We start from the raw sequence: 21,175 nt of genomic DNA on the forward strand, positions 1-21,175 counted from the left end.
GCTCAAATTAGCTTATGCGCCAACAACACCTAATGGCGTGGCATTTTTCCACGCGCCTCGGGTAAAGTCTGGAATACTAATAGATTCACTGCGATTTGCCACCGATTGAGCCGACAGTGGTGAAATCACAGACCAAGCTGCGCCATCATAGACATCTTGGTCTAACGCTTCACCGTTGCGTAAACAATAAACCATACGCCAAAACATTAGGAAGTCCATACCACCATGGCCACCATTGCGCTCTGCTTCTGCGCCCATTTTCTTCCACAGCGGATGATCATATTTATCATACCACGGGGTCATATCATGCTCCCACTCATGGAAATTACCTAAATTGCCACCTTTTTCAAGTGCGATACGATTCGGGAACCCCGCAAATACCCCATTTGTACCTTGGATAAGGTTATGACGAGAGTAAGGTCTTGGCGTGGTTGTATCGTGTTGTACCATGATCGAACGACCTTTAACGGTTTTGATCATAGTAGTATTCATATCACCGGCAATATAGTTCAATTGATTACGTTGATGATCAGCTGGGAATTCTCGTTGTGCATAAGCCGCTCTACCCAACGCCGGAGAGCTCATAGAGGTTAAGTAATCAAAGCGGTCACCACGGTTAATGTTCATATATTGAGAAACAGGACCTAAGCCATGTGTTGGGTACAAGTTACCATCACGCTTTGCATGCCAACCCGTTCGCCAAGAACCCGTTTTATGCTCGATTTCTTTCATCTGCCAACGTAGTTCATGAATATAAGCGGCTTCGCCATGCAATAATTCACCGAATAGTCCCTGACGAACCATATTAAGCACCATCAACTCATCACGACCATAGTTGACGTTTTCCATCATCATACAGTTTTTCTGAGTGCGCTCTGCGGTATCGACAATATCCCACATCTCTTCGACTGTCAGGGCCAAAGGCACTTCCACAAACGCATGCTTTCCGCTATTCATGGTGTCAATGGCCATTGGCGCGTGCCACTTCCAAGGTGTTGAGATGATCACGATATCGATATCATCACGGGCTAGCATATCTTGATAGGCTAAATCCGCACCTCGGTACAATGCTGGTTTTTTTAAGCCTCGCTCAACAAGGTAATTGGCAGAACGTTCCAAAACCTCGTCGTGGGTATCACAAATTGCGACAATTTCAGCCCCTTCAATATGGCTCATACGGCGTACATGGCCATAACCTCGCTGACCAACGCCGATAAACCCGACTCTGACCACGTCCATTTTTGGTGCTATGAGACCAATAACCGATTTACCTTTTTGAGTCGGTACAAATGCAGTGCTTGAGTTTGATGTTTGCGCACACCCCGCAGCGACACTTGCCGCAGCTGCAACACCTGCCGCTTTTAGAAAGTCACGTCTATTTAGTTGCTTCATTATTATTTTTCCTCTTTGTAACAATCTCACCCTAACTAATAAGTTAAGCGCTGTCATTCAGTTGCGACCAATATATGTTCCTATTTTGTTTTGGCACAAAAAAAGCGCCGATGGCGCTTTTTATCTAATTTTTGCTTATCAAATTAGCTATGTATTAATTGCTCAAGCAAGGCTTCTTTCGCAACCACATCTTGATATAGCTTAAATTGATTGCGAGCTCGATACAGATTGTGTTCACTGTGCTTAGTCGCAAAGTAATTATCACCATCTAGGTAATCGGTTAAAAAGCGAAGGCCAATCATAAATGGCATTACTTTCGCCCCCAGTAAAAAGCTTTGCTTTTCTTCTGGAGTTAGCTCATTTTCTAACGGTGCCACATAGCCTTTGACTAAAGCCGCAAAAATCTCTTCTCGTACTCGCACATTATCGAGATTTGTAGAATCTTCTTCTTCAGGCGAGCAGAAAGTACGCACCATATCACCAAAGTCAAACAACCAATAGCCTGGCATACAAGTATCAAGATCAATCACTGAACGAGCACCGTCAGTTTCCTTGCAGAACAACATATTATTGATCTTGGTATCATTATGACATGGACGAAGCGGAATGCTGCCATATACAGACTCAAGCTCATCTGCAAGACCAAATTGCGCTTGGCAAAACGCAATTTCCTCTTGGCATTTTTCAGCTCGATTTTGACTATCCGCTTCAAGCTTGTCATTGAACGCAGCAATTCGCATAGCAAGATTATGAAAGTCAGGAATAACATGATGCAGTACTTGTGCATCAAAGTCTGACAATGCCTGTGCAAATTGGCCAAAGGCATTCGCTGCAGTTTGAGCCTTTTCTGGACAACTCACCACATCTTCGCTGTAACTCTTACCAATAAACTCTAACGCACGCCACACACCACCATCGACATTGACCAAATAGTCATCGGTAGTTGTTGGTAAATGTTTGATTATCTTTAACTCATAATCATTATTGTCTGCTTTTTGCGTTAAGTGTTGTTCTATCGCTCGCGCATTCTCAACTAAATGCTCAGGGTTTGGGAATACTTCAGTATTAAGCTTCTGCACAACCACAGCGCGCTGTTGATCTTTTAACAACATAGTTGTGTTTATATGGCCACTACCAATGGGTTTCATTGTGGCAGTTTCTTCGTCTAAGCCGAATTGTTGCGACAAATGCTCAGCTATCGCAGTGTTAGTCATAGTCACCTCTGATACTGGTGTAATGGGCGTGATAGTTTGCTCATCCTTGACGATGTTCATAAATTTTTCCTGCTACGCTTTCTAGTTCTTCTTTAAATGTTACACCAAACCAAAAGTCAGTTGCTGAGTAAACACTCACTGAAATGAGATTACTTTCTATACAAGCTTGGATGCAATTAGGTAAATAGTACTCCTTTTTGACATCGCTGTCATAAGCTTCTAAGAATTTTTTAAAATCATTTTCAAGTTTAGCCATCAAGAAGGATGTAATGCCCCAAAAAGTCATTGAAGCAAGGCTTTGCTTGTCTAGTTGACGCAATTCACCTTCGACCTCTCCCACCAAACCATGATCAGTTTGATGAATGTTCAAAGTTTCAGTAACCTGCTTGAGTGTTTGTTGCTCAACCTCACAAATGCCTCTATTCACTCCGCCTTGCTCAGAGAGCGTTTTCTCAATTGGAAACGCCACCATTGCCATACAGCTATCATCTTGCGATTGACTAAAATGCTCAACCATTTGTTTATAGGCATTGGGTCCATAATAGTCGTCAGCGGTAATAACAACAGCCGGGCCATTTAAGTAAGGCTTTGCACATAACAATGCATGACCTGTTCCCCATGGCTTGGTTCGATGCTCGGCTAAATGTTTAAACTCAGAAGGTAACATATCAATACTTTGTTCAACCAAAGTGATATGCATCGTCTTTGGGAGACGCGGCAAGATTGTTTGCTCTAATTCTGCACGAACGGCTTTATTAATGATTAATACCGCTTGCTTGATGCCTGCACTGAATGCATCTTCAATGCTCAGCTCCATAATGGTGCGCTCAAGTTTGGGCAGAGGGGTAATTTGTTTGTTACCACCAAATCGACTGCCAAGCCCACCGGCTAGCACCACAAGCGTTAAATTATTTTGCTCTGTTGCCATTTAAAATTGCTGACTAAAAATTAACAGGCGCAAGAGTGTACCAGCTTTAGGTTAGATAATCAGCGAAAAATTGTATACACATTAGTGGTACAAAGTGAGAATGCCAATGCATTCTCACTAGGGCGTGTTTAATTAAAAACTTTGGCAGAGATATTTAACTTCTTGGTATTCCTCTAAGCCTTGCTTTGCCCCTTCTCGACCAAGGCCAGATGCTTTCATCCCGCCAAATGGCGCGACTGGGTTTGAGATAAGTGCTTCGTTAATCCCCACCATGCCATATTCTAGATTGCTCGCTACACGCTGAACTTGTGCCATGTCTTGCGAGTAAAAATACGCTGCTAAGCCTTCATCAACCGAATTAGCCATAGTGAGTGCCTGATCTTCATCTTCAAAAGTTTGAATGGCAACCACAGGCGCGAAGATTTCACTTCGACTTATCTCCATGCTTTGGTTTACCTCGGTCAGAATGATAGGCGCCATAAACTGCCCTGCTTTCTCTTCACCTTGGTAAGCAACCTCGGCGCCTTGCGCAACAGCATCTTCAACCAAGCTTTGTGCTTTTAGTTTTGCTTGTGTGTTAATCAATGGGCCTAAATCGGCATCTCCAGTAAAGCCATCAGCCACTTTTAACCGAGCGGTTTGCTGCTTTAATTCTGCTAAAAACTCATCTAAACACGCGTTTTGCACCAACACTCGATTGGCAGCGACGCAGGTTTGTCCCGCATTTCTAAATTTGGCCACCATCAACCCTTGCACTGCTTTTTTAATGTCAGCACTTGCAAATACCATAAAAGGCGCATTACCACCGAGCTCGAGAGAAGCTCGCTTAATTGACTGGGCGCTTTGCGATAACAAAATTTGCCCGACTCGCGTTGAACCGGTAAACGTAATTTTTCTAACTTGCTTATGTTCGCAGAAAAACGCGCCAAGCTGTGCAGCATCTTCTGTGACTAAGGTTTGAAAAGCGCCCGTTTCCATACCCGCTTGCAATGCAAGTTGGCACAGCGCCAATGCACTTAGAGGTGTAAATTCAGATGGCTTTAGGATAAAACTACATCCCGCAGCATAAGCCGGCGCAACTTTTCGGGTGATCATCGCCAGCGGAAAATTCCATGGCGTAATGCCAAATACCACGCCAACTCCCTGCTTAATGACAGACAGCTGTTGAGTGGGACTATTGGCCGGAATAATTTCACCATAACTACGGTGCGCTTCATCTGCAAACCATCTTACAAACCCCGCAGCGTAATCAACTTCAGCCAAAGATTCTTTTAAAACCTTACCTTGCTCAAGGGTGACAAGTTCAGCCAATGCCTGCTTATGTTCTAATATCAAACTATGCCATTTTAATAACACATCGCTACGCTGTTTAGCAGTTGTTGATTTTAGCGCTTCAAAACATGTAATGGCAGCATCTAATGCCTGCTGACAGCCTGCCATATCAACCGATGAAAGTGTTTCAATCAACTGCTCGTTAGCTGGGTTATTTACGGTGAAAGTATCGCTACCTTGATACGATTTGCCATTAATAATTGAGTTATTTAACGCCTTATGCCAATACATGTTTTGTCTCCTTAAACAAAAAAACCCGCAGTAAAGACTACGGGTTTTTCATAATCAAAATCTATTATACCAATCCTCAATAATACTCAATCATTTTGAGGGACTAAAAATGACGCTAGTTTCGTTAAAAATTTCTTATTTAGAACAACTAAATAGCAAAATTTTTGCCTTGCTAACGAACAGTTTTACTTGCCTCAAAATAGATCGCTTAATTAGGAGGATTGGTATTAGTGATCTTCATTCACAATGTTCAGGTTGTATTTTGGAATTTCTACAACCAAGTCTTCATCGTTGATGATTGCCTGACAACCTAGACGTGATTCAGGCTCTAAACCCCATGCTTTGTCTAGCATATCATCTTCTAGCTCGTCACTTTCTTCTAACGAGTCAAAACCTTCACGGATCACCACGTGACAGGTTGTACATGCACATGACTTTTCACAGGCATGAGGAATTGAAATACCATTTTTTAAAGCAACATCCAGTACAGTTTGACCTGTTTTTGCTTCAATTGCCGCACCTTCTGGGCAAAGCTCTTCATGGGGTAAGAAAATAATCTGTGGCATTACTTATACCTCGTCTACAGACTGCCCTGTAAGGGCTTGTTTAATTGACATATCCATACGGCGCGAAGCAAATTCACTGCTTGCCGCATCTACAGCTTCAATGGCCGTTTTAATCTCATCTGGTGATGTCGCAGTTTCACGTAAATCAGCCAGCTTTTGCATTTCACTTCGAAGTGCAGCTAATTCGTCATCATTTAATAATTGACTGTCTGTTGATAGAGAAGCTTCTAATGCTTCTAATACGCGAAGCGCTTCAACTTGTTGCTCTTTCAACATACGCGCTTGCATATCTTCTTTAGCATTGCTCATTGAATCTTTCAGCATTTGTGCAACTTGATCATCAGACAAACCAAATGACGGCTTAACTTGGATCTCAGCTTGCACACCCGTTGATTTCTCCATCGCCGAAACGCTCAACAGACCATCAGCATCCACTTTAAAGGTGACGCGAATATGCGCTGCACCAGCTGCCATTGCTGGAATACCTTTTAAGCTAAATTTAGCCAGTGAACGACAATCATCTACCAGCTCACGCTCGCCTTGCAATACATGTAATGACATGGCCGTTTGACCGTCTTTGAACGTGGTAAACTCTTGCGCACGTGCGACTGGAATCGTGGTATTACGCGGGATAATTTTCTCAACCAGTCCACCCATGGTTTCTAGACCTAGAGAGAGTGGCAATACATCTAACAGTAACATGTCTGAATCTGGCTTGTTACCGACTAAAATATCTGCCTGGATCGCAGCACCGATTGCAACCACGCGATCTGGGTCAATAGAAGTCAGTGGCTTTTTATCAAAGAAAACTTCAACTTGCTCACGGATAACTGGCATACGGGTTGAACCACCCACCATAACAACTTGCAAGATTTCTTCATGCGATACATCAGCATCTTTTACCGCACGGCGACAAGCACGTAATGTCTTTTTCACTAACGGCATCACCATTTCGGCAAACTGAGCGCGTGTTACTGTCACAGTGTGAGCTGTACCACGTAGCTCTAAACCAACATTAACGGTTTCGTAGCTTGATAGCGCTTCTTTACAGGCTTTAGCTTTATTGATGAATAAACGCAGCTCTGAATTATTTAAGTCATTAATTTGCGTTTGTTCTTTAAAATGTGCGACAAGTGCAGAGTCAAAATCGTCACCGCCAAGGCTTGAGTCACCGCCCGTTGCTAATACTTCGAATACACCTTGATTTAAACGTAAGATAGAGATATCAAATGTACCGCCACCTAAATCGTAAACGGCGATCACGCCTTCTTGACCTGAATCTAGGCCATAAGCAACGGCAGCAGCTGTTGGTTCATTCAATAAACGCAGAACATTTAGACCGGCAAGTTCTGCAGCATCTTTGGTGCTTTGACGCTGTGCATCATCAAAGTATGCTGGTACTGTGATCACTGCACCTTTAATCTCTTCACCAGCAAAGCTTGCTGTTGCACGCTCTTTAAGTGACTTTAAAATTTCGGCAGATGCTTGTACTGGGTTGATTGCACCCACTACAGTATTAATAGCTAAGCTGCCATTATTTTCAACGAACTCATAAGGCAGCTGCCCATAACTTTGTTCAATCTCAGTTTGAGATTTGCCTAAGAAACGCTTTACTGAAATTAACGTATTAGTCGGGTCTTCTGCTGATGCCGCAGCGGCAGCTTGACCCACTGTGATCTTATCAGCTTCATAGCGAACCACGGATGGCAACATCGCTGAGCCATCAAAATCTGTTAGGGTTTTGGCTTCGCCACTTTGTACCGTCGCAACCAAAGAGTTTGTGGTACCAAGGTCAACGCCAATAGCTAGCTTATGTTCATGAGGTGCCGCGCTCTGCCCCGGCTCAGCAATTTGCAATAGTGCCATAGTGCTCTACGTTTTTAGGTTCGTTTGTAAACCAATTTGGTTTAGTCGAATAAACTGTCTTCTATGCGTGCTAATTCATCACGCAATTTGTATACAAATTTTAGCTTTCGAATGTTATCAGCTGCAGCATTTAATTGTGCATCGTCATCACTGCTTAGTTGTGATGCGAGTTGTGCTGAATATTGTTTATCAAGTAGCTTAATTTCTTGTTCAAAATCTTCGATAGCCGCTTCAGGATCATTACTCTGCGGAAGATCTTCTAGCGCTTCTCGCAGTTCCATTTGCTGCATTAAAAACATCGGATCTTGTAAAGTCTGCTGCTCAGCGCGAATGTCTTTTCCTTTTTCGCTCAACATATACTCAGCACGTTTCACTGGGTGTTTTAACACTGCTAATGCATCGTTGATCTCTGCGGCTTTTTGTACAGCCAGCAGTTTTTCGCGTTCACTTTTTCCGGCATATCGGTCTGGGTGAACAATACGTTGTAATTCTAAATAGCGGGTATTAATAGCATTTAGATCAACATCATATGAAACGGGAATATCAAACAATTCAAAGTAATGCATTAGGTTAACTCATTCAAAAGCGCTAAAATTATTATGCTAAATGATATTATACAACAAAGCCCTACCAAGGCAGGGCTTTGTTAACAACAGCAAGGTCAGTTACACTGTAAAACTTTCGCCGCAGCCACATTCGTCTTTTTGATTCGGGTTAGTAAATTTAAACCCTTCGTTTAGACCTTCTTTCGTGTAATCAAGCTCTGTACCGTCAAGGTAAACCATGCTTTTCGCATCAATGATGACTTTAACACCATTATGCTCATACACTTCATCACCTTCGTCTAACTCGTCTACGAACTCTAATACGTAAGCTAAGCCTGAACAGCCCGTCGTTTTAATACCTAAACGAAGACCGATGCCTTTGCCACGATTAGCTAAGAATGTCTGAACGCGATTAGCTGCCGCGTCAGTTAATGTTACTGCCATGCCGCTCTCTCTTATTTAGCTTGTTTGCTTTTGTAATCTGCAATTGCAGCTTGAATCGCATCTTCAGCTAGAATTGAGCAGTGAATTTTTACCGGTGGTAATTCTAGCTCAGCAGAAATATCTGTATTTTTGATTTCAGCTGCTTCGTCTAATGTTTTGCCTTTCACCCACTCTGTTACCAGTGAAGATGATGCAATCGCACTACCACAACCATAAGTTTTGAATTTAGCATCTTCAATAACGCCTTCTTCAGATACTTTGATCTGCAGCTTCATCACGTCACCACATGCAGGTGCACCCACCATGCCTGTTGCAACGCTTGGATCATTTTTATCAAGAGCACCTACGTTTCTTGGGTTCTCTACGTGATCAATTACTTTATCACTGTACGCCATAATTCTTTCCTCGCTACCCGCTATAAACTTGCTACACGTTAAATTAGTGGTGAGTCCACTCAACGCTATCTAAATCAATACCTTCTTGGTGCATCTCCCAAAGTGGAGACATTTCACGAAGACGGCCAATTGAGTTTTTAAGTAACTCAACAGTGTAATCAATCTCTTCTTCAGTCGTGAATCGACCGATGCTGAAACGAATTGAGCTATGTGCTAGCTCGTCATTACGACCTAGTGCACGTAATACATACGATGGCTCAAGACTTGCTGAAGTACATGCAGAACCAGAAGAAACCGCGATGTCTTTTACAGCCATTAGTAATGACTCACCTTCAACAAAGTTAAAGCTGATGTTTGAAATGCCTGGTACTGATTGATCAATCGCACCGTTGAAATACACTTCATCCATGCTCATCAAGCCATCAAGTAAACGCTTGCGAAGCGTGCTGATGTGCGCATGGTCTTTTTCGAAATCTTGCTTAGCAATACGGAAAGCGGTACCCATACCAACGATTTGGTGAGTCGCTAACGTACCAGAGCGCATACCACGCTCATGACCACCACCGTGCATTTGTGCTTCTAGACGAGCACGAGGCTTACGACGAACATAAAGTGCACCAATGCCTTTAGGACCATAGATTTTATGCGCAGAGAAAGACATGAAATCAACTTTTAACTCTTGTAAGTCGATTTTTACTTTACCCGCACTTTGCGCCGCATCTACGTGGAACATGATCTTGCGCTCACGGCACATCTCACCGATGGTCGTAATATCTTGAATAACACCTAGCTCATTGTTCACGTGCATCACGCTCACAAGTACTGTGTCATCACGCATTGCTGCTTCTAATTTTTTAAGGTCAAGTAAACCGTTTTCTTCAACGTCTAAGTAAGTTGCTTCAAAACCTTGACGCTCTAGCTCACGGAATGTATCTAAAACGGCTTTATGCTCAGTTTTAACCGTGATGATGTGCTTGCCTTTCTTCTTATTGAAGTTAGCAGCGCCTTTAATTGCTAGGTTATTTGATTCTGTCGCGCCTGAAGTGAAAACAATTTCACGCGGATCTGCATTGATTAAATCAGCGATATCGTTACGCGCTTGGTCCACTAGCTCTTCGGCCTGCCAACCAAAACGGTGCGAACGTGATGCTGGGTTACCAAAATTGCCATCCATAGTCAGACATTGCATCATTTCATCTGCAACGCGCTGATCAACCGGAGTGGTTGCTGCATAATCTAGGTATATCGGTAATTTCATTGGTTTCTCCGCTTGACGCCAACTTAAAGTTGACAGCTCACTTGAATGTTATCTAGTTGCTTTATGGCAGTTTTAACAGCGCTATCTTGACGAGAAGCGACTGACTGCACATCAGATTTGGCGACTAACTCAGCTAGGGAAATATTATTTAAAAACTCAGCAATACGCTCACTTAAATCAGACCATAGTGTGTGAGTTAAACAACGCATGCCGTTCTGACAACCGCCGCCTTCACCGTGACAACGCGTTGCATCAACTGACTCGTCGACTGCATTAATCACATCACCTACAGAGATAGTTTGCGAATCTCGGCCAAGTAAATAGCCGCCGCCCGGTCCGCGCACAGAGCTCACTAAGCCATGTTTACGTAATCGAGCAAATAATTGTTCTAGGTAAGATAATGATATTTCTTGTCTTTCAGAAATATCAGCTAAAGGAACTGGGCCAACATCGGCGTGCAAAGCAACATCGAGCATCGCTGTGACTGCGTATCTGCCTTTAGATGTTAGTTTCATTGTTGCCCCCTCAGCGTTTTATCAGGTGGTGAATTTTAATTACCTGACTAGGATAGTCAAGTATTACTCACTACACTTACCACTAAAGTAACAAGTGCAATACCTGAGTATTTTACTCAAGTACTGCTCATTGTAATTACCCGACTAAATTAGTCAAGTATTAAACAAAAAATAAGCAAGTGTTATTTGTTGCCTGTCGACTTGTTAATTGAAGTCAAAATACCGCGTAAAATATTCAGCTCTTGATCTTCAGGGCGGGCGCGATTGAACAGACGTTTAAGCTTGGTCATTACCATGCCTGGGTGCTGTTTGATTATAAAGCCTGTTTCTTTCAATGTGCTTTCTAAATGCTCGTAGAACAGCTCCATTTGCTGAGAGCTTGGGTAAACTGCATCGTCTTCTTCTACAGGCTTGTCTTGCTTATCTAAAAACGCCATACGCGTTTCGTAGGTAAGGGTTTGAACGGCCATCGCAAGATTTAGTGAACTGTATTCAGGGTTAGCTGGAATACACACATGGTAGTTACAAAGTTGCAGTTCTTCATTAGTCAAGCCACTGTTTTCACGACCGAAAACTAAAGCTACTGGGCCGCTTTCAGATCCATCAACCAATTTTTGAGCACACTCTCTTGGCTCTACCATTGGCCAAGATAAGGTACGTGAACGCGCACTTGTACCAATTGTTAGTGAACAGTCAGCAATGGCTTCTTCTAACTTGCTCACCGTCACGCTATTACCTAATACGTCAGTTGCACCAGCTGCAAGGGCACTGGCGTGGCTATCCACCTCACAAGCCGGGTCAACTAAATATAGTTTTGATAACCCCATGGTTTTCATTGCACGTGCAACTGAACCAATATTGCCAGAATGAGAGGTGTTAACTAACACAATACGAATATCTTCTAATGCCATTTCACTAAGCCTATACGACGAAAATTGATAATTGGCTAAGTTTACCACAGCCTTTTTCTGCCACTCAAAAATCTTCGTTTATATTTTTTAATAGCAATTTCAACGCGGTTAAAAAAACAACAATTTTATTTTATTTTTTGGGTTTACTTTAAGGCAAAAATCGCTAGAATACGCCGTCCTGTGCTTGCTGCATTGTCAGTAGGCAACGAATTTATACTGTTCTTTTACAACCCAAAGGTAATGCTATGCATCCAATGTTAAACATTGCGGTACGCGCTGCGCGTAATGCAGCTAAAGTGATCTTACGTGCAAGTGAAGATTTATCACGTGTTGAAGCCCAACAAAAAGGCAGCAACGATATTGTTACTAACGTAGATAAAGAAGCGGAAGCTATCATCCGTGAAACGATTTTAAAAGCGTATCCTGAGCACTCAATTGTGGGTGAAGAACTAGGTGTTACCGAGGGTAAAGATGCTGACTACCAGTGGATTATCGATCCATTAGATGGCACAACAAACTTCATCAAAGGCATTCCTCATTATGCCATCTCAATCGCACTTAAAGTAAAAGGCCGTTTAGACCAAGCAGTTATCTACGACCCTGTACGTAGTGAGCTATTCACTGCTTCTCGTGGTCAAGGTGCACAGCTAAACAGCATGCGTTTACGTGTTGCTAAAAACAACGAAATTGCAGGCACTGTGCTAGCGACTGGTTTCCCATTCAAGCAAAAGCACCACATCGATGCATACACTGATGCATTTAAAGCGCTATTTGTTCACACTGCTGATATTCGTCGTGCAGGCTCTGCTGCATTAGATATGGCTTATGTTGCGGCTGGTCGTATCGACGGTTTCTTCGAAATCGGTCTTAAGCCTTGGGACACAGCAGCAGGTGAGTTATTAGTTAAAGAAGCTGGCGGTATGATCACAGATTTTGCTGGCGGTACTAACTACACCAAGAGCGGTAACATTGTGTGTGGTTCACCTAAGCTTTGCCAACAAATCGTAAAAGAAATTCGCCCGACATTAACTGAGTCATTACTTAAGTAATAGCCATATATGTTAGGCCTAAAAAAGGAGCCATCGGCTCCTTTTTTGTTTTGCTGAGAATAATCTATTCGGCATTGAAATACGGGTTCTTTAAGCTAATGGCCTTATCAGGCTGATACATAGATAAACGCGCTAAGTCCTTTTCAAAATAACGCGAAAATAACGCATCAAATTCACCGCTATTTTTTAATTTATTCAAACCACGCTTTAGATCATCCGCCAATTGTGGTTTTGCTTTATTGACGAAAAAATAAAACGCTGTTGGGTATTCCAAATATACATCGGGCAATAACACGAATTTATCTGGGTTTTCTTCAAGTTCAGAATTCACTTCAATAAAAGAACGAGGGAAGTAGTCTACTCTACCCGCAGCTAATAATTTAAACATGGCTTGATAATTAGAGAGCGGTTTTATCGGCAAGTTGTTATATGCCAATATTTTAGTATCTGGCCAATCATGCCCTTGTACTGCGGTAAATGCTTTCAATTGCTCAATACTGCTAAGTTCTGCGAATTGCGTAAGCCGCTCTTTCTTAACCATAATCGCCCGCTTGCCTATGTAACCTTTAAATAAAGGCACAGGAATGGCTATTGCGATTTGCTCACGGTCTGGGCTGGTCATACTCCAATGTAGGTCAACTTTACCTGACGACAGCGCCATCAGAGTACGTTGTTGGTGTGGGTGGACCATCACATGTTCATATTGATAAGCAGCATCTGCAGCTTTTAATGCTTTATCGAGTAACTCGTAAAGGTAATGATCTCGCTCATACAGCTTTCTTGGCTCTTTCGCGACTTTTATTGTTTCAACTTCTACAGCCTGAAGCTGAAAAGCAGCACAAATACTTATAATAATGAAAAAATTGATGAGTCTCTGCATATAGTGGGCTCCCACTCATTTTCTTCTAAGCTACCCAAAATAGAGCCATGACTCAAGTATTTCTGTTTAAGAAACAATCGCCACCGTTGGTCGACGCTTATTTGCCACAAATAAATAGCTGTTGCGATAACGCTTGGCTTCTTTCTTAGCATCTGTTGCTAGCGCCGCAACTTGGTGACTGTTATGACAGCTATCAACATGCGGTGACACCAAGCCAATTGACAGTGTGAGTAAAGGCACAAATTGCTGCTGTCCTTCTCGGTTTGTAGCCCAATAACCTCCAGCTTTGACATGCTCAGCGGTAAAATAGCTTTTAGACTTCAACTCAAACTCATTAATGATTTCTCTGCAAAGTGGTTCGGCATCATCGCCATCAAACACCACCATGAAGTCATCACCACCAATATGTCCAACAAATCCAGAAAAGTCAGCACAACACTGACTTATCACATCTGCTAGCAGCTTTATCACCCCATCACCGCTGGCATAACCATATAAGTCATTAAATTGCTTGAAGTGATTTAAATCGATATAGGCTAAAGTAAAATCTTGTTTACTCAACAGGCGCTGCTCTATGGCTTCGTTAATTGCAACATTACCCGGTAACATAGTGAGCGGGTTTGCATGCTGGGCATTACGAATTTTTTCTTCGGTAATGTGTTTTAAAATCGCTCTAAGTGGTACCAAACCTAAATACTTTCCGCCTTGCGTCACCACAATGTGACGACGAATATCAAAGTCTTGTTCAGTAATTAATTGACTGACTTCATCTAACTGAGTTTGCTCATCAACAATTAAAGGCTGTTTGTCCATGAGAGAAGCTAAAGGCTTTTTAGCATATAAAGCATGACCATAAGGCGCTGCAAATACTTCTGTTAGCTGATCACGATGCAATAAGCCTACAGGGGTTTGATAATCATCCACCACTGCAAGGCTCATCAACTGTTTATCTTTTTCAAAAACGCGGTGTACGTCTTGACACAATACGCCATTTAATACCGCTGGGGTGACATGTGTTAATTCCCCAATTGTTTTAACTAAACCTCGATGCATCACATTTCCTTGTGTTTGGCTCGACTCTTTTAAGGTATTTGGGTATGTATTTAATGGAGCATGCGCGGGTCGTGCAATTAGAAATCCTTGCGCATTGGAAATTCCCAACTGGGTGATTAGTGCTAATTCTTCAGCGCGTTCAATTCCCTCAGCAATAACAGCTGTACGCGTTGCTTTGGCAAGCTCGATAATAGACTTTAAAAACTCTCGCTTAACCAAGCTTTGATCGCAATGATCAATAAAGTAGCGATCTATCTTTACAAAATCAGGCTGTAACTCTGACCACTGTTTTAACCCTGAATAACCGGCACCTAAATCATCAATGGCAATGTTAAAACCTAATTTACGGTAATGACCGATGGTTTTTAACAACAAAAAGCCGTCATCGACTTTATCTTGTTCGGTCACTTCAATGACAACTTGGTTGGCTTGTAAGCCATATTGCTGAATAAGCTGCAGGGTTTCACCTCTTGGGTGATTAGGGTCTAACAATGTATTCGGGCTGACATTTAGAAATAATTTGCCCGACAAGTTTAATTCGGCAAAGCGCTCTATCGCTTTTTCACGGCATAATAGCTCTAATTCAGAGAGTTTATTAAAACGCTGTGCTACAGCGAACAAGGTGTTTGGTGATTCTAGCTCAGATCCTTTTGGACCTCGGCTAAGTGCCTCAAAGCCTAAAATAGTTTGTCGCGCAACATCACAAATTGGCTGAAATAAAGGTTCAACCAAGCGTTCGTCTAAAATTGTTTGTAAACTCTGCGCGTCAATTTTAAACGCCTCTATGCGACCATTCTCCACTGCAGATCACCAAAACAGAAACAGTATCTGATTAGTTTACAACCACTGTATGACAATTTTATTGCGCTCGAAATCTGTTCTAGCCAATTAAACTTGCAGGGTTTAAAATACTTGTTTGGAAACCAAACCACGTTTCAAGCCACAGATTTAATTATGACATCACAAACTCGCGGTAATTTATTTATTCTTTCAGCGCCTTCAGGTGCTGGTAAATCAAGCCTGATCAAAGCACTTTTAGAGAAACATGCTGATATTAAAGTGTCAGTATCTCACACCACTCGCGGTCCTCGCCCTGGTGAAAACAATGGCGAGCACTACCACTTTGTTAGTGTAGGTGAATTCAAAGCCTTGATTGATCAGGGCGACTTTTTTGAATGGGCGCAAGTTTTCGAAAATTTCTATGGCACTTCAAAAGCAGCAATAGAATCTCAACTTGAGCAAGGCATTGATGTGTTTTTAGATATTGACTGGCAAGGCGCGCGTCAAGTTCGTGAATTAATGCCATCAGTAAAAACGGTCTTTATTTTACCGCCGTCGCAAGCCGAACTTGAAAATCGCTTAAATAACCGCGGACAAGATTCTCAAGAAGTGATCGCAGGCCGCATGGCGGAAGCAAAATCAGAAAGCTCACACTATGATGAATTCGATTATGTATTAGTAAATGATGATTTTGATACAGCTCTAATGCAACTAGAGCATATTGTTATGGCTGCTCGCCTTGAACTGGATGCTCAAAAACACCGTCATCAAAGCTTAATCGCTGAGTTGTTAGCTTAATCTCTTTTATTTATACAAGATAAATTTTTAACCACCTATTGGAGAATTGGTTTGCATCAAGTAAACTTACCAATTCGACATGAATAACTTTGGAGTGCTTCGATGGCTCGCGTAACTGTAGAAGATGCAGTAGATAAAATTGGTAACCGTTTTGACTTAATCCTAGTAGCGGCGCGTCGCGCTCGTCAGATCTCTGTAGGTGGTAAAGATCCTATGGTTGATGCTGAAAACGATAAGCCAACTGTAATCGCTCTACGTGAGATCGAACAAGGACTTGTGAACAACACGTCTCTTGATATGATCGATCGTGAAGAGCAACAAAACCAAGAAGCTGCAGAGCTTGCTGCGGTTGCTGCAATTGTTGGCGGTAACAGCTAAGACCCCCTGCACTTCATACTCAAAGCCAGCTTTAATGCTGGCTTTGTTGTTTTTGTTGGTCAATAACAAAATAATTACTCTCCGTAGACATAAAAGTCACAGCTAGCCATTGGTTTCTCTGATAATTCATCGTATATTCATAGCATCATATTACTTCACTGGAACATTGGAGTGTGAATGTATCTTTTTGAAGGCCTGAAGCAAAAGATCTCAGAATACCTTTCCCCCGCTGACGTAGAACTGGTTCAAAAAGCCTACGTGGTGGCGCGTGAAGCCCATGAAGGGCAAACTCGCTCTAGTGGCGAGCCGTATATCACTCACCCAGTTGAAGTGACTCAAATTCTCGCAAGCATGCGTTTAGACCATGAAACCCTCATGGCGGCACTCATGCATGACGTGATTGAAGACACCGACTTCAGCAAGCAAGATCTTGCCGAGATTTTTGGCAATACAGTCGCGGAGCTTGTAGAGGGTGTAAGTAAGCTAGATAAACTCAGCTTTAAAGATAAAAAAGAATTCCAAGCTGAAAACTATCGCAAAATGATCATGGCGATGACGCAAGATATCCGCGTTATTCTGATTAAGCTTGCCGACAGAACCCACAACATGCGTACGCTTGGCGCACTTCGCCCAGATAAGCGTCGCCGTATCGCCCGTGAAACGCTGGAAATCTTTGCACCTATTGCGAATCGCCTTGGTATTCATGACATAAAAAATGAATTAGAAGACCTAGGTTTTCAAGCACTTTACCCGATGCGCCATCGCGCTTTAAAATCAGAAGTTGCTAAAGCTCGCGGTAACCGTAAAGAAGTGATCAGCAATATTCAAAATGAGATAAAATCTCGTCTTGAAGAAGCTGGTATTCAAGCAAATGTCAGTGGCCGTGAAAAGCACCTATACAGCATTTACCGTAAAATGCTCAATAAAGAATTGATGTTCAATGAAGTTATGGACATTTATGCTTTCCGTATTGCAGTTGATAACCTAGACACCTGTTACCGTGTGCTGGGTGTAGCACATAACTTATATAAGCCAATCGAAACCCGCTTTAAAGACTATATTGCCGTACCAAAAACTAACGGTTACCAGTCTCTACATACTTCACTTGTGGGCCCACATGGTATCCCAGTCGAGATCCAAATTCGTACCCACGATATGGACCAAATGGCTGACAAAGGGGTTGCTGCGCATTGGATGTATAAGAAAGCTGGCGACAGTGCGGGTCACACTGCACAGCAGCGTGCTCGTCAGTGGATGCAGAGCCTACTTGAATTACAACAAAGTGCGGGTTCATCGTTTGAATTCGTTGAAAACGTTAAGACTGAACTATTCCCAGAAGAAATCTATGTATTCACGCCAGATGGCCGCATTGTAGAACTCCCTATGGGTGCCACTGCCGTCGACTTCGCTTATGCGGTGCATACCGATGTTGGTAATACTTGTGTTGGCGCACGTGTAAATCGTAAACCTTACCCACTCAGTAAAGCGCTCGATACCGGTCAAACAGTAGAAGTGATTACCAGCTCTGGCGCTCACCCAAATGCCACTTGGTTAAACTTCATTGTTACAGGTAAAGCGCGTTTAGGAGTTCGTAACTACCTTAAGAGCCAGCGCGAAGAGGAAGCCTTAGAGTTAGGCCGTCGCTTACTCGACTCAGCCCTTGGCGAATATCAATTAAGTGATATTTCGCAAGAGCAAATTGATCGTGTACTAGCAGAGCACAAGCTTTCAACCATGCTTGAACTGCTAGTTGAGATCGGCTGTGGCAACATCATGAGCATGCTCATCGCTAAGCGCTTATTGCAAAATGATAATCTTGACGAAGATGATGGCAGTATTGAACACCTAGCTAAAAAAGCAAAAGCTGCGATCATTGGTACTGAAGGCATGCTAGTTAACTACATGAAATGCTGTCGTCCAGTACCTGGTGATGCCATTACTGCTTATGTGAGCCAAGGTAAGGGCCTAAACGTTCACCGCCAAGAATGTAAAAACATTAAAGGCTGGGAAAGCGAACGTTCGAAATATTTCGTCGTAAAATGGGATGACAACCCAGAGAAAGAGTATATTGCAGGTCTTAGAGTTGAAATCATCAACCACCAAGGTACGCTTGCAAAATTAACCAGTGTAGTGGCGAGTACCAACGCAAATATCGTCGAAATTGCCACTGACGAAAAAGAAAGTAACTTATATATCATTGATTTAGGTATCACGGTTAAGGACCGTGTTCACGTCGCTGATGTGATGCGTAAGATCAGGGTTATGCCTGACGTTCAACGTGTATACCGTAAAAAGTAGGATTATTATGAACAAAGCAATTATTTCAACAGACAATGCACCTGCAGCTATCGGCACATATAGCCAAGCGGTTAAAGTAGGTACTGCTGTATACCTGTCTGGCCAGATCCCATTAGTGCCAGAAACGATGGAAGTGATCTCTGAAGACTTTGCAGAGCAAACACAACAGGTGTTTAAAAACCTTACTGCAGTGTGTGAAGCAGCAGGTGGCCGCTTACAAGATATGGTTAAGGTAAATATCTTCCTGACTGATTTAAGTAACTTCGCAACAGTAAATGAGATCATGAGCCAACACTTCTCAACGCCATACCCTGCACGTGCAGCTATCGGTGTAAGAGAATTACCTAAAGGTGTGCAAATCGAGATTGACGGCATCATGGAATTGCCTTCGACAAACTAATTGATAAAAGTTGTAATCAAAAAAGCCAGTCATTGACTGGCTTTTTTATTTTTTAAGTACCGTTAGAGGTTAAAACTGAACAGTTGCACCTACGTATAACTGACGCCCTAAAGGTACATAACCTAGTAATTCTCCACTTTTCGCAAAACCTGAGCCCGCCGTGAAGTAAGACTTGTCAGTTAAGTTCTCAACTCGAGCATTGAGCTCCAATGCATCAAATAACGCATAGTTAGCTGCTAAATTAAATACAGTATAAGATGGTAAAGTTGTGTTGTAGAAAGAAATTGATGGTCTATCCGAACGATATTGCATACTCGCATTAACGTTTAACTTTTCCCATGACTTTGAGATTGTGTAGTTAAATGACTTACTTGGGCGACGAGGAAGATCTGTACCTTTCGTATCGTCTTTAGCATCTAAGAAGGTTAAGTTTACGTTGTGATCAAAACCATATACCGAAGTCGTTAAGCTCAGCTCAGCACCTTTCATCGTTGCACTGTCAACATTGTAAGGAATGTATTTGCCTGTATCTGCGTCATATTGATTAGAAATTAGGTTATCAATTTGATTACTAAAAATCGCAAGTTCATAACGAACAGAATCCGTTGTTACACTCAGACCTAGCTCATTGTTGGTTGCTTCTTCTGGTTTAATATTTAGGTTTGGTAGATACCAAGGGCTGTCTTTCACAAAAGCATTAGTTAAAGAAGGCGCTCTAAATGCAGTACCGTGGTTGAAATGCATGCTCACATACTTGTTCGCTTTGATACCAAAAGCACTGCTATAGGTGTTTGCTCGACCATGAAAATCGTAGTCATCAGAACGCGTAACTAAGCTTGCTAAAAACTTGCCGTCATCATAAAAGCCACCGACAAAAACAGCTTGATTATCACGAGACGTTTCAGAGAATGAAGCACTAGAACCACTTAAATCTTCATCTAACAGATTCGCACCAGCTGTTAATTGCACCTCATCATTAAGAGTATATAGAGTTCGATACTCTAATTCTGTTCGGTCTGTACTGTAGACATCTTCAGCATCAGTGCCCGTTTGTGTGTTTTCTTCTTGCGAAAGACTAATTGCAGCAGTGTGAGTAAATTGTGCTGTTTTCTTTTCCCAGCCTAACTTACTCGTAAAGTTTTCGAAGTTATACGCATCGTTGCCCCAAGCATTATCATAATCTGCTTGGCCGCTGCTAAACTGGCCAATGACTTTAAACACACCAAACTGACCAGCATCGTAGTTTAAATTAACGCCTAAGTTGCGATTTAGGTAACCGTCCTGATCATGATCTTTACCGATTGTCGCTTCTGGATCTTTGGCAATTACGTCATAACCATCAGTGCGCTCAAAACCAAAGTTAACGCTCACATCTAAGTTATCACGACTAAATTTAGTCGTACCTTGTAGATTAAAATAGTTATGCGCACCCGTTGTCACGTTTACTTGATGCTGTTGAGCTTCACGCGTAATAATGTTGATCACACCAGCAATGGCATCAGAGCCATAAATTGCAGCGCGAGCGCCTTTAACTACTTCAATACGCTCAATACTATTTACAGGAATGTTAGTAAAAGACACATCGCCAGAGTTCGCATCGCTAATACGCACACCATCAACTAATACAAGTGTATGTTTGGTGGCTGCACCACGAACAAAAACACTCACTTTTTGCCCATAGCCACCATTACGAACAATATCGACACCTGACAATGTATTTAATAGAGACGGAAGATCTCTGACATTTGATTGCTCAATTTGAGCTCTATCAATAACACTCACTGCGGCAAGTGCGCTATCAATAGATTGAGAGAATTTATTCGCGGTAACCGTGATACGTTCGATAGGCTGAGCTTGCTCAGCTGCAACAGAAAATGACAGTGCAGCTGTAATTGCGGCACCTAACAAAGATTTTTTAAGCATAGTATTTCCAAACTTGCGC

The 21,175-nt window shown here is 42.3% G+C and carries 20 protein-coding genes; 5 read left to right on the plus strand and 15 right to left on the minus strand.

All coding sequences use genetic code 11. The features are described from left to right. Nucleotides 1-12: 12 nt before the first annotated feature. The 12 genes from ACH784_RS15500 to trmJ form a co-directional block, all read right to left on the minus strand. Nucleotides 13-1,392, minus strand: coding sequence for a Gfo/Idh/MocA family protein (locus ACH784_RS15500; RefSeq protein WP_404391700.1), 1,380 nt, complete (start codon nucleotides 1,390-1,392; stop codon nucleotides 13-15). A gap of 143 nt (nucleotides 1,393-1,535) precedes the next feature. Beyond that, nucleotides 1,536-2,606: a phosphotransferase enzyme family protein gene (locus tag ACH784_RS15505; RefSeq protein ID WP_404395296.1), complete on the minus strand. Its 1,071-nt coding sequence runs from the start codon at nucleotides 2,604-2,606 to the stop codon at nucleotides 1,536-1,538. A gap of 40 nt (nucleotides 2,607-2,646) precedes the next feature. Further along, nucleotides 2,647-3,534 (minus strand): NDP-sugar synthase, encoded by an 888-nt coding sequence (locus tag ACH784_RS15510; protein ID WP_404391702.1) that lies wholly within the window; start codon nucleotides 3,532-3,534, stop codon nucleotides 2,647-2,649. Nucleotides 3,535-3,666: 132 nt separating this feature from the next. Further along, complete coding sequence (locus tag ACH784_RS15515) at nucleotides 3,667-5,097, minus strand: NAD-dependent succinate-semialdehyde dehydrogenase (protein ID WP_404391704.1); 1,431 nt, start codon at nucleotides 5,095-5,097, stop codon at nucleotides 3,667-3,669. A gap of 227 nt (nucleotides 5,098-5,324) precedes the next feature. Next, nucleotides 5,325-5,663 (minus strand): ISC system 2Fe-2S type ferredoxin, encoded by a 339-nt coding sequence (fdx, locus tag ACH784_RS15520; RefSeq protein ID WP_058031045.1) that lies wholly within the window; start codon nucleotides 5,661-5,663, stop codon nucleotides 5,325-5,327. A 3-nt stretch (nucleotides 5,664-5,666) separates the two neighbouring features. Further along, nucleotides 5,667-7,529 (minus strand): Fe-S protein assembly chaperone HscA, encoded by a 1,863-nt coding sequence (hscA, locus tag ACH784_RS15525; protein WP_404391706.1) that lies wholly within the window; start codon nucleotides 7,527-7,529, stop codon nucleotides 5,667-5,669. Between the two features lie 41 nt (nucleotides 7,530-7,570). Then, on the minus strand, nucleotides 7,571-8,095 hold the full coding sequence (hscB, locus tag ACH784_RS15530; RefSeq protein ID WP_404391708.1) for a co-chaperone HscB: 525 nt from the start codon (nucleotides 8,093-8,095) through the stop codon (nucleotides 7,571-7,573). A gap of 99 nt (nucleotides 8,096-8,194) precedes the next feature. Further along, the gene (gene iscA, locus ACH784_RS15535) at nucleotides 8,195-8,518 is read right to left on the minus strand and encodes an iron-sulfur cluster assembly protein IscA (protein ID WP_058031048.1); all 324 of its coding nucleotides are present in this window, start codon (nucleotides 8,516-8,518) and stop codon (nucleotides 8,195-8,197) included. 11 nt (nucleotides 8,519-8,529) lie between these two features. Continuing rightward, nucleotides 8,530-8,913, minus strand: coding sequence for a Fe-S cluster assembly scaffold IscU (gene iscU / locus ACH784_RS15540; RefSeq protein ID WP_404391711.1), 384 nt, complete (start codon nucleotides 8,911-8,913; stop codon nucleotides 8,530-8,532). 43 nt (nucleotides 8,914-8,956) lie between these two features. Then, the gene (locus ACH784_RS15545) at nucleotides 8,957-10,171 is read right to left on the minus strand and encodes an IscS subfamily cysteine desulfurase (protein WP_404391713.1); all 1,215 of its coding nucleotides are present in this window, start codon (nucleotides 10,169-10,171) and stop codon (nucleotides 8,957-8,959) included. Nucleotides 10,172-10,194: 23 nt separating this feature from the next. Beyond that, nucleotides 10,195-10,686 carry a Fe-S cluster assembly transcriptional regulator IscR gene (gene iscR / locus ACH784_RS15550; protein WP_058031051.1) on the minus strand — a complete coding sequence of 164 codons (492 nt, stop codon included), beginning with the start codon at nucleotides 10,684-10,686 and terminating at the stop codon, nucleotides 10,195-10,197. A gap of 182 nt (nucleotides 10,687-10,868) precedes the next feature. Further along, complete coding sequence (trmJ, locus tag ACH784_RS15555; protein WP_130254076.1) at nucleotides 10,869-11,597, minus strand: tRNA (cytosine(32)/uridine(32)-2'-O)-methyltransferase TrmJ; 729 nt, start codon at nucleotides 11,595-11,597, stop codon at nucleotides 10,869-10,871. A gap of 245 nt (nucleotides 11,598-11,842) precedes the next feature. Here trmJ and suhB point away from each other — a divergent pair, with 245 nt between their 5' ends. Next, complete coding sequence (gene suhB / locus ACH784_RS15560; RefSeq protein ID WP_404391715.1) at nucleotides 11,843-12,646, plus strand: inositol-1-monophosphatase; 804 nt, start codon at nucleotides 11,843-11,845, stop codon at nucleotides 12,644-12,646. Nucleotides 12,647-12,710: 64 nt separating this feature from the next. Here the strand turns inward: suhB and ACH784_RS15565 are convergent, their stop codons facing one another. Both ACH784_RS15565 and ACH784_RS15570 read right to left on the minus strand, forming a co-directional pair. Next, nucleotides 12,711-13,526 carry a substrate-binding periplasmic protein gene (locus ACH784_RS15565; RefSeq protein ID WP_404391717.1) on the minus strand — a complete coding sequence of 272 codons (816 nt, stop codon included), beginning with the start codon at nucleotides 13,524-13,526 and terminating at the stop codon, nucleotides 12,711-12,713. A 66-nt stretch (nucleotides 13,527-13,592) separates the two neighbouring features. Next, nucleotides 13,593-15,380, minus strand: a complete 1,788-nt coding sequence (locus ACH784_RS15570) for a GGDEF domain-containing protein (protein WP_404391719.1) — start codon at nucleotides 15,378-15,380, stop codon at nucleotides 13,593-13,595. A 153-nt stretch (nucleotides 15,381-15,533) separates the two neighbouring features. Here ACH784_RS15570 and gmk point away from each other — a divergent pair, with 153 nt between their 5' ends. The 4 genes from gmk (at nucleotide 15,534) to ACH784_RS15590 (ending at nucleotide 19,233) form a co-directional block, all read left to right on the plus strand. Continuing rightward, entirely contained in the window at nucleotides 15,534-16,157 is a 624-nt protein-coding gene (gene gmk / locus ACH784_RS15575) for a guanylate kinase (RefSeq protein ID WP_404391721.1), read from the plus strand. A 102-nt stretch (nucleotides 16,158-16,259) separates the two neighbouring features. Then, nucleotides 16,260-16,535, plus strand: a complete 276-nt coding sequence (gene rpoZ / locus ACH784_RS15580; protein ID WP_404391723.1) for a DNA-directed RNA polymerase subunit omega — start codon at nucleotides 16,260-16,262, stop codon at nucleotides 16,533-16,535. 177 nt (nucleotides 16,536-16,712) lie between these two features. Next, complete coding sequence (gene spoT / locus ACH784_RS15585) at nucleotides 16,713-18,833, plus strand: bifunctional GTP diphosphokinase/guanosine-3',5'-bis pyrophosphate 3'-pyrophosphohydrolase (protein ID WP_404391725.1); 2,121 nt, start codon at nucleotides 16,713-16,715, stop codon at nucleotides 18,831-18,833. A 7-nt stretch (nucleotides 18,834-18,840) separates the two neighbouring features. Then, nucleotides 18,841-19,233 (plus strand): RidA family protein, encoded by a 393-nt coding sequence (locus ACH784_RS15590; protein WP_138478434.1) that lies wholly within the window; start codon nucleotides 18,841-18,843, stop codon nucleotides 19,231-19,233. Between the two features lie 69 nt (nucleotides 19,234-19,302). Here ACH784_RS15590 and ACH784_RS15595 read toward each other — a convergent pair whose 3' ends face one another. Further along, nucleotides 19,303-21,156 carry a TonB-dependent receptor domain-containing protein gene (locus ACH784_RS15595; RefSeq protein WP_404391728.1) on the minus strand — a complete coding sequence of 618 codons (1,854 nt, stop codon included), beginning with the start codon at nucleotides 21,154-21,156 and terminating at the stop codon, nucleotides 19,303-19,305. Nucleotides 21,157-21,175: the final 19 nt, after the last annotated feature.

This window comes from Pseudoalteromonas phenolica (genome assembly GCF_044788725.1).
In the GTDB taxonomy this organism is placed as follows: Bacteria; Pseudomonadota; Gammaproteobacteria; order Enterobacterales; family Alteromonadaceae; genus Pseudoalteromonas; species Pseudoalteromonas phenolica_C.

Coding starts and splice junctions, on each gene's coding strand:
- ACH784_RS15500 (WP_404391700.1), bottom strand. CDS start 1,392: ATGAAGCAACTAAATAGACGTGACTTTCTAAAAGCGGCAGGTGTTGCA.
- ACH784_RS15505 (WP_404395296.1), bottom strand. CDS start 2,606: ATGACTAACACTGCGATAGCTGAGCATTTGTCGCAACAATTCGGCTTA.
- ACH784_RS15510 (WP_404391702.1), bottom strand. CDS start 3,534: ATGGCAACAGAGCAAAATAATTTAACGCTTGTGGTGCTAGCCGGTGGG.
- ACH784_RS15515 (WP_404391704.1), bottom strand. CDS start 5,097: ATGTATTGGCATAAGGCGTTAAATAACTCAATTATTAATGGCAAATCG.
- fdx (WP_058031045.1), bottom strand. CDS start 5,663: ATGCCACAGATTATTTTCTTACCCCATGAAGAGCTTTGCCCAGAAGGT.
- hscA (WP_404391706.1), bottom strand. CDS start 7,529: ATGGCACTATTGCAAATTGCTGAGCCGGGGCAGAGCGCGGCACCTCAT.
- hscB (WP_404391708.1), bottom strand. CDS start 8,095: ATGCATTACTTTGAATTGTTTGATATTCCCGTTTCATATGATGTTGAT.
- iscA (WP_058031048.1), bottom strand. CDS start 8,518: ATGGCAGTAACATTAACTGACGCGGCAGCTAATCGCGTTCAGACATTC.
- iscU (WP_404391711.1), bottom strand. CDS start 8,913: ATGGCGTACAGTGATAAAGTAATTGATCACGTAGAGAACCCAAGAAAC.
- ACH784_RS15545 (WP_404391713.1), bottom strand. CDS start 10,171: ATGAAATTACCGATATACCTAGATTATGCAGCAACCACTCCGGTTGAT.
- iscR (WP_058031051.1), bottom strand. CDS start 10,686: ATGAAACTAACATCTAAAGGCAGATACGCAGTCACAGCGATGCTCGAT.
- trmJ (WP_130254076.1), bottom strand. CDS start 11,597: ATGGCATTAGAAGATATTCGTATTGTGTTAGTTAACACCTCTCATTCT.
- suhB (WP_404391715.1), top strand. CDS start 11,843: ATGCATCCAATGTTAAACATTGCGGTACGCGCTGCGCGTAATGCAGCT.
- ACH784_RS15565 (WP_404391717.1), bottom strand. CDS start 13,526: ATGCAGAGACTCATCAATTTTTTCATTATTATAAGTATTTGTGCTGCT.
- gmk (WP_404391721.1), top strand. CDS start 15,534: ATGACATCACAAACTCGCGGTAATTTATTTATTCTTTCAGCGCCTTCA.
- rpoZ (WP_404391723.1), top strand. CDS start 16,260: ATGGCTCGCGTAACTGTAGAAGATGCAGTAGATAAAATTGGTAACCGT.
- spoT (WP_404391725.1), top strand. CDS start 16,713: ATGTATCTTTTTGAAGGCCTGAAGCAAAAGATCTCAGAATACCTTTCC.
- ACH784_RS15590 (WP_138478434.1), top strand. CDS start 18,841: ATGAACAAAGCAATTATTTCAACAGACAATGCACCTGCAGCTATCGGC.
- ACH784_RS15595 (WP_404391728.1), bottom strand. CDS start 21,156: ATGCTTAAAAAATCTTTGTTAGGTGCCGCAATTACAGCTGCACTGTCA.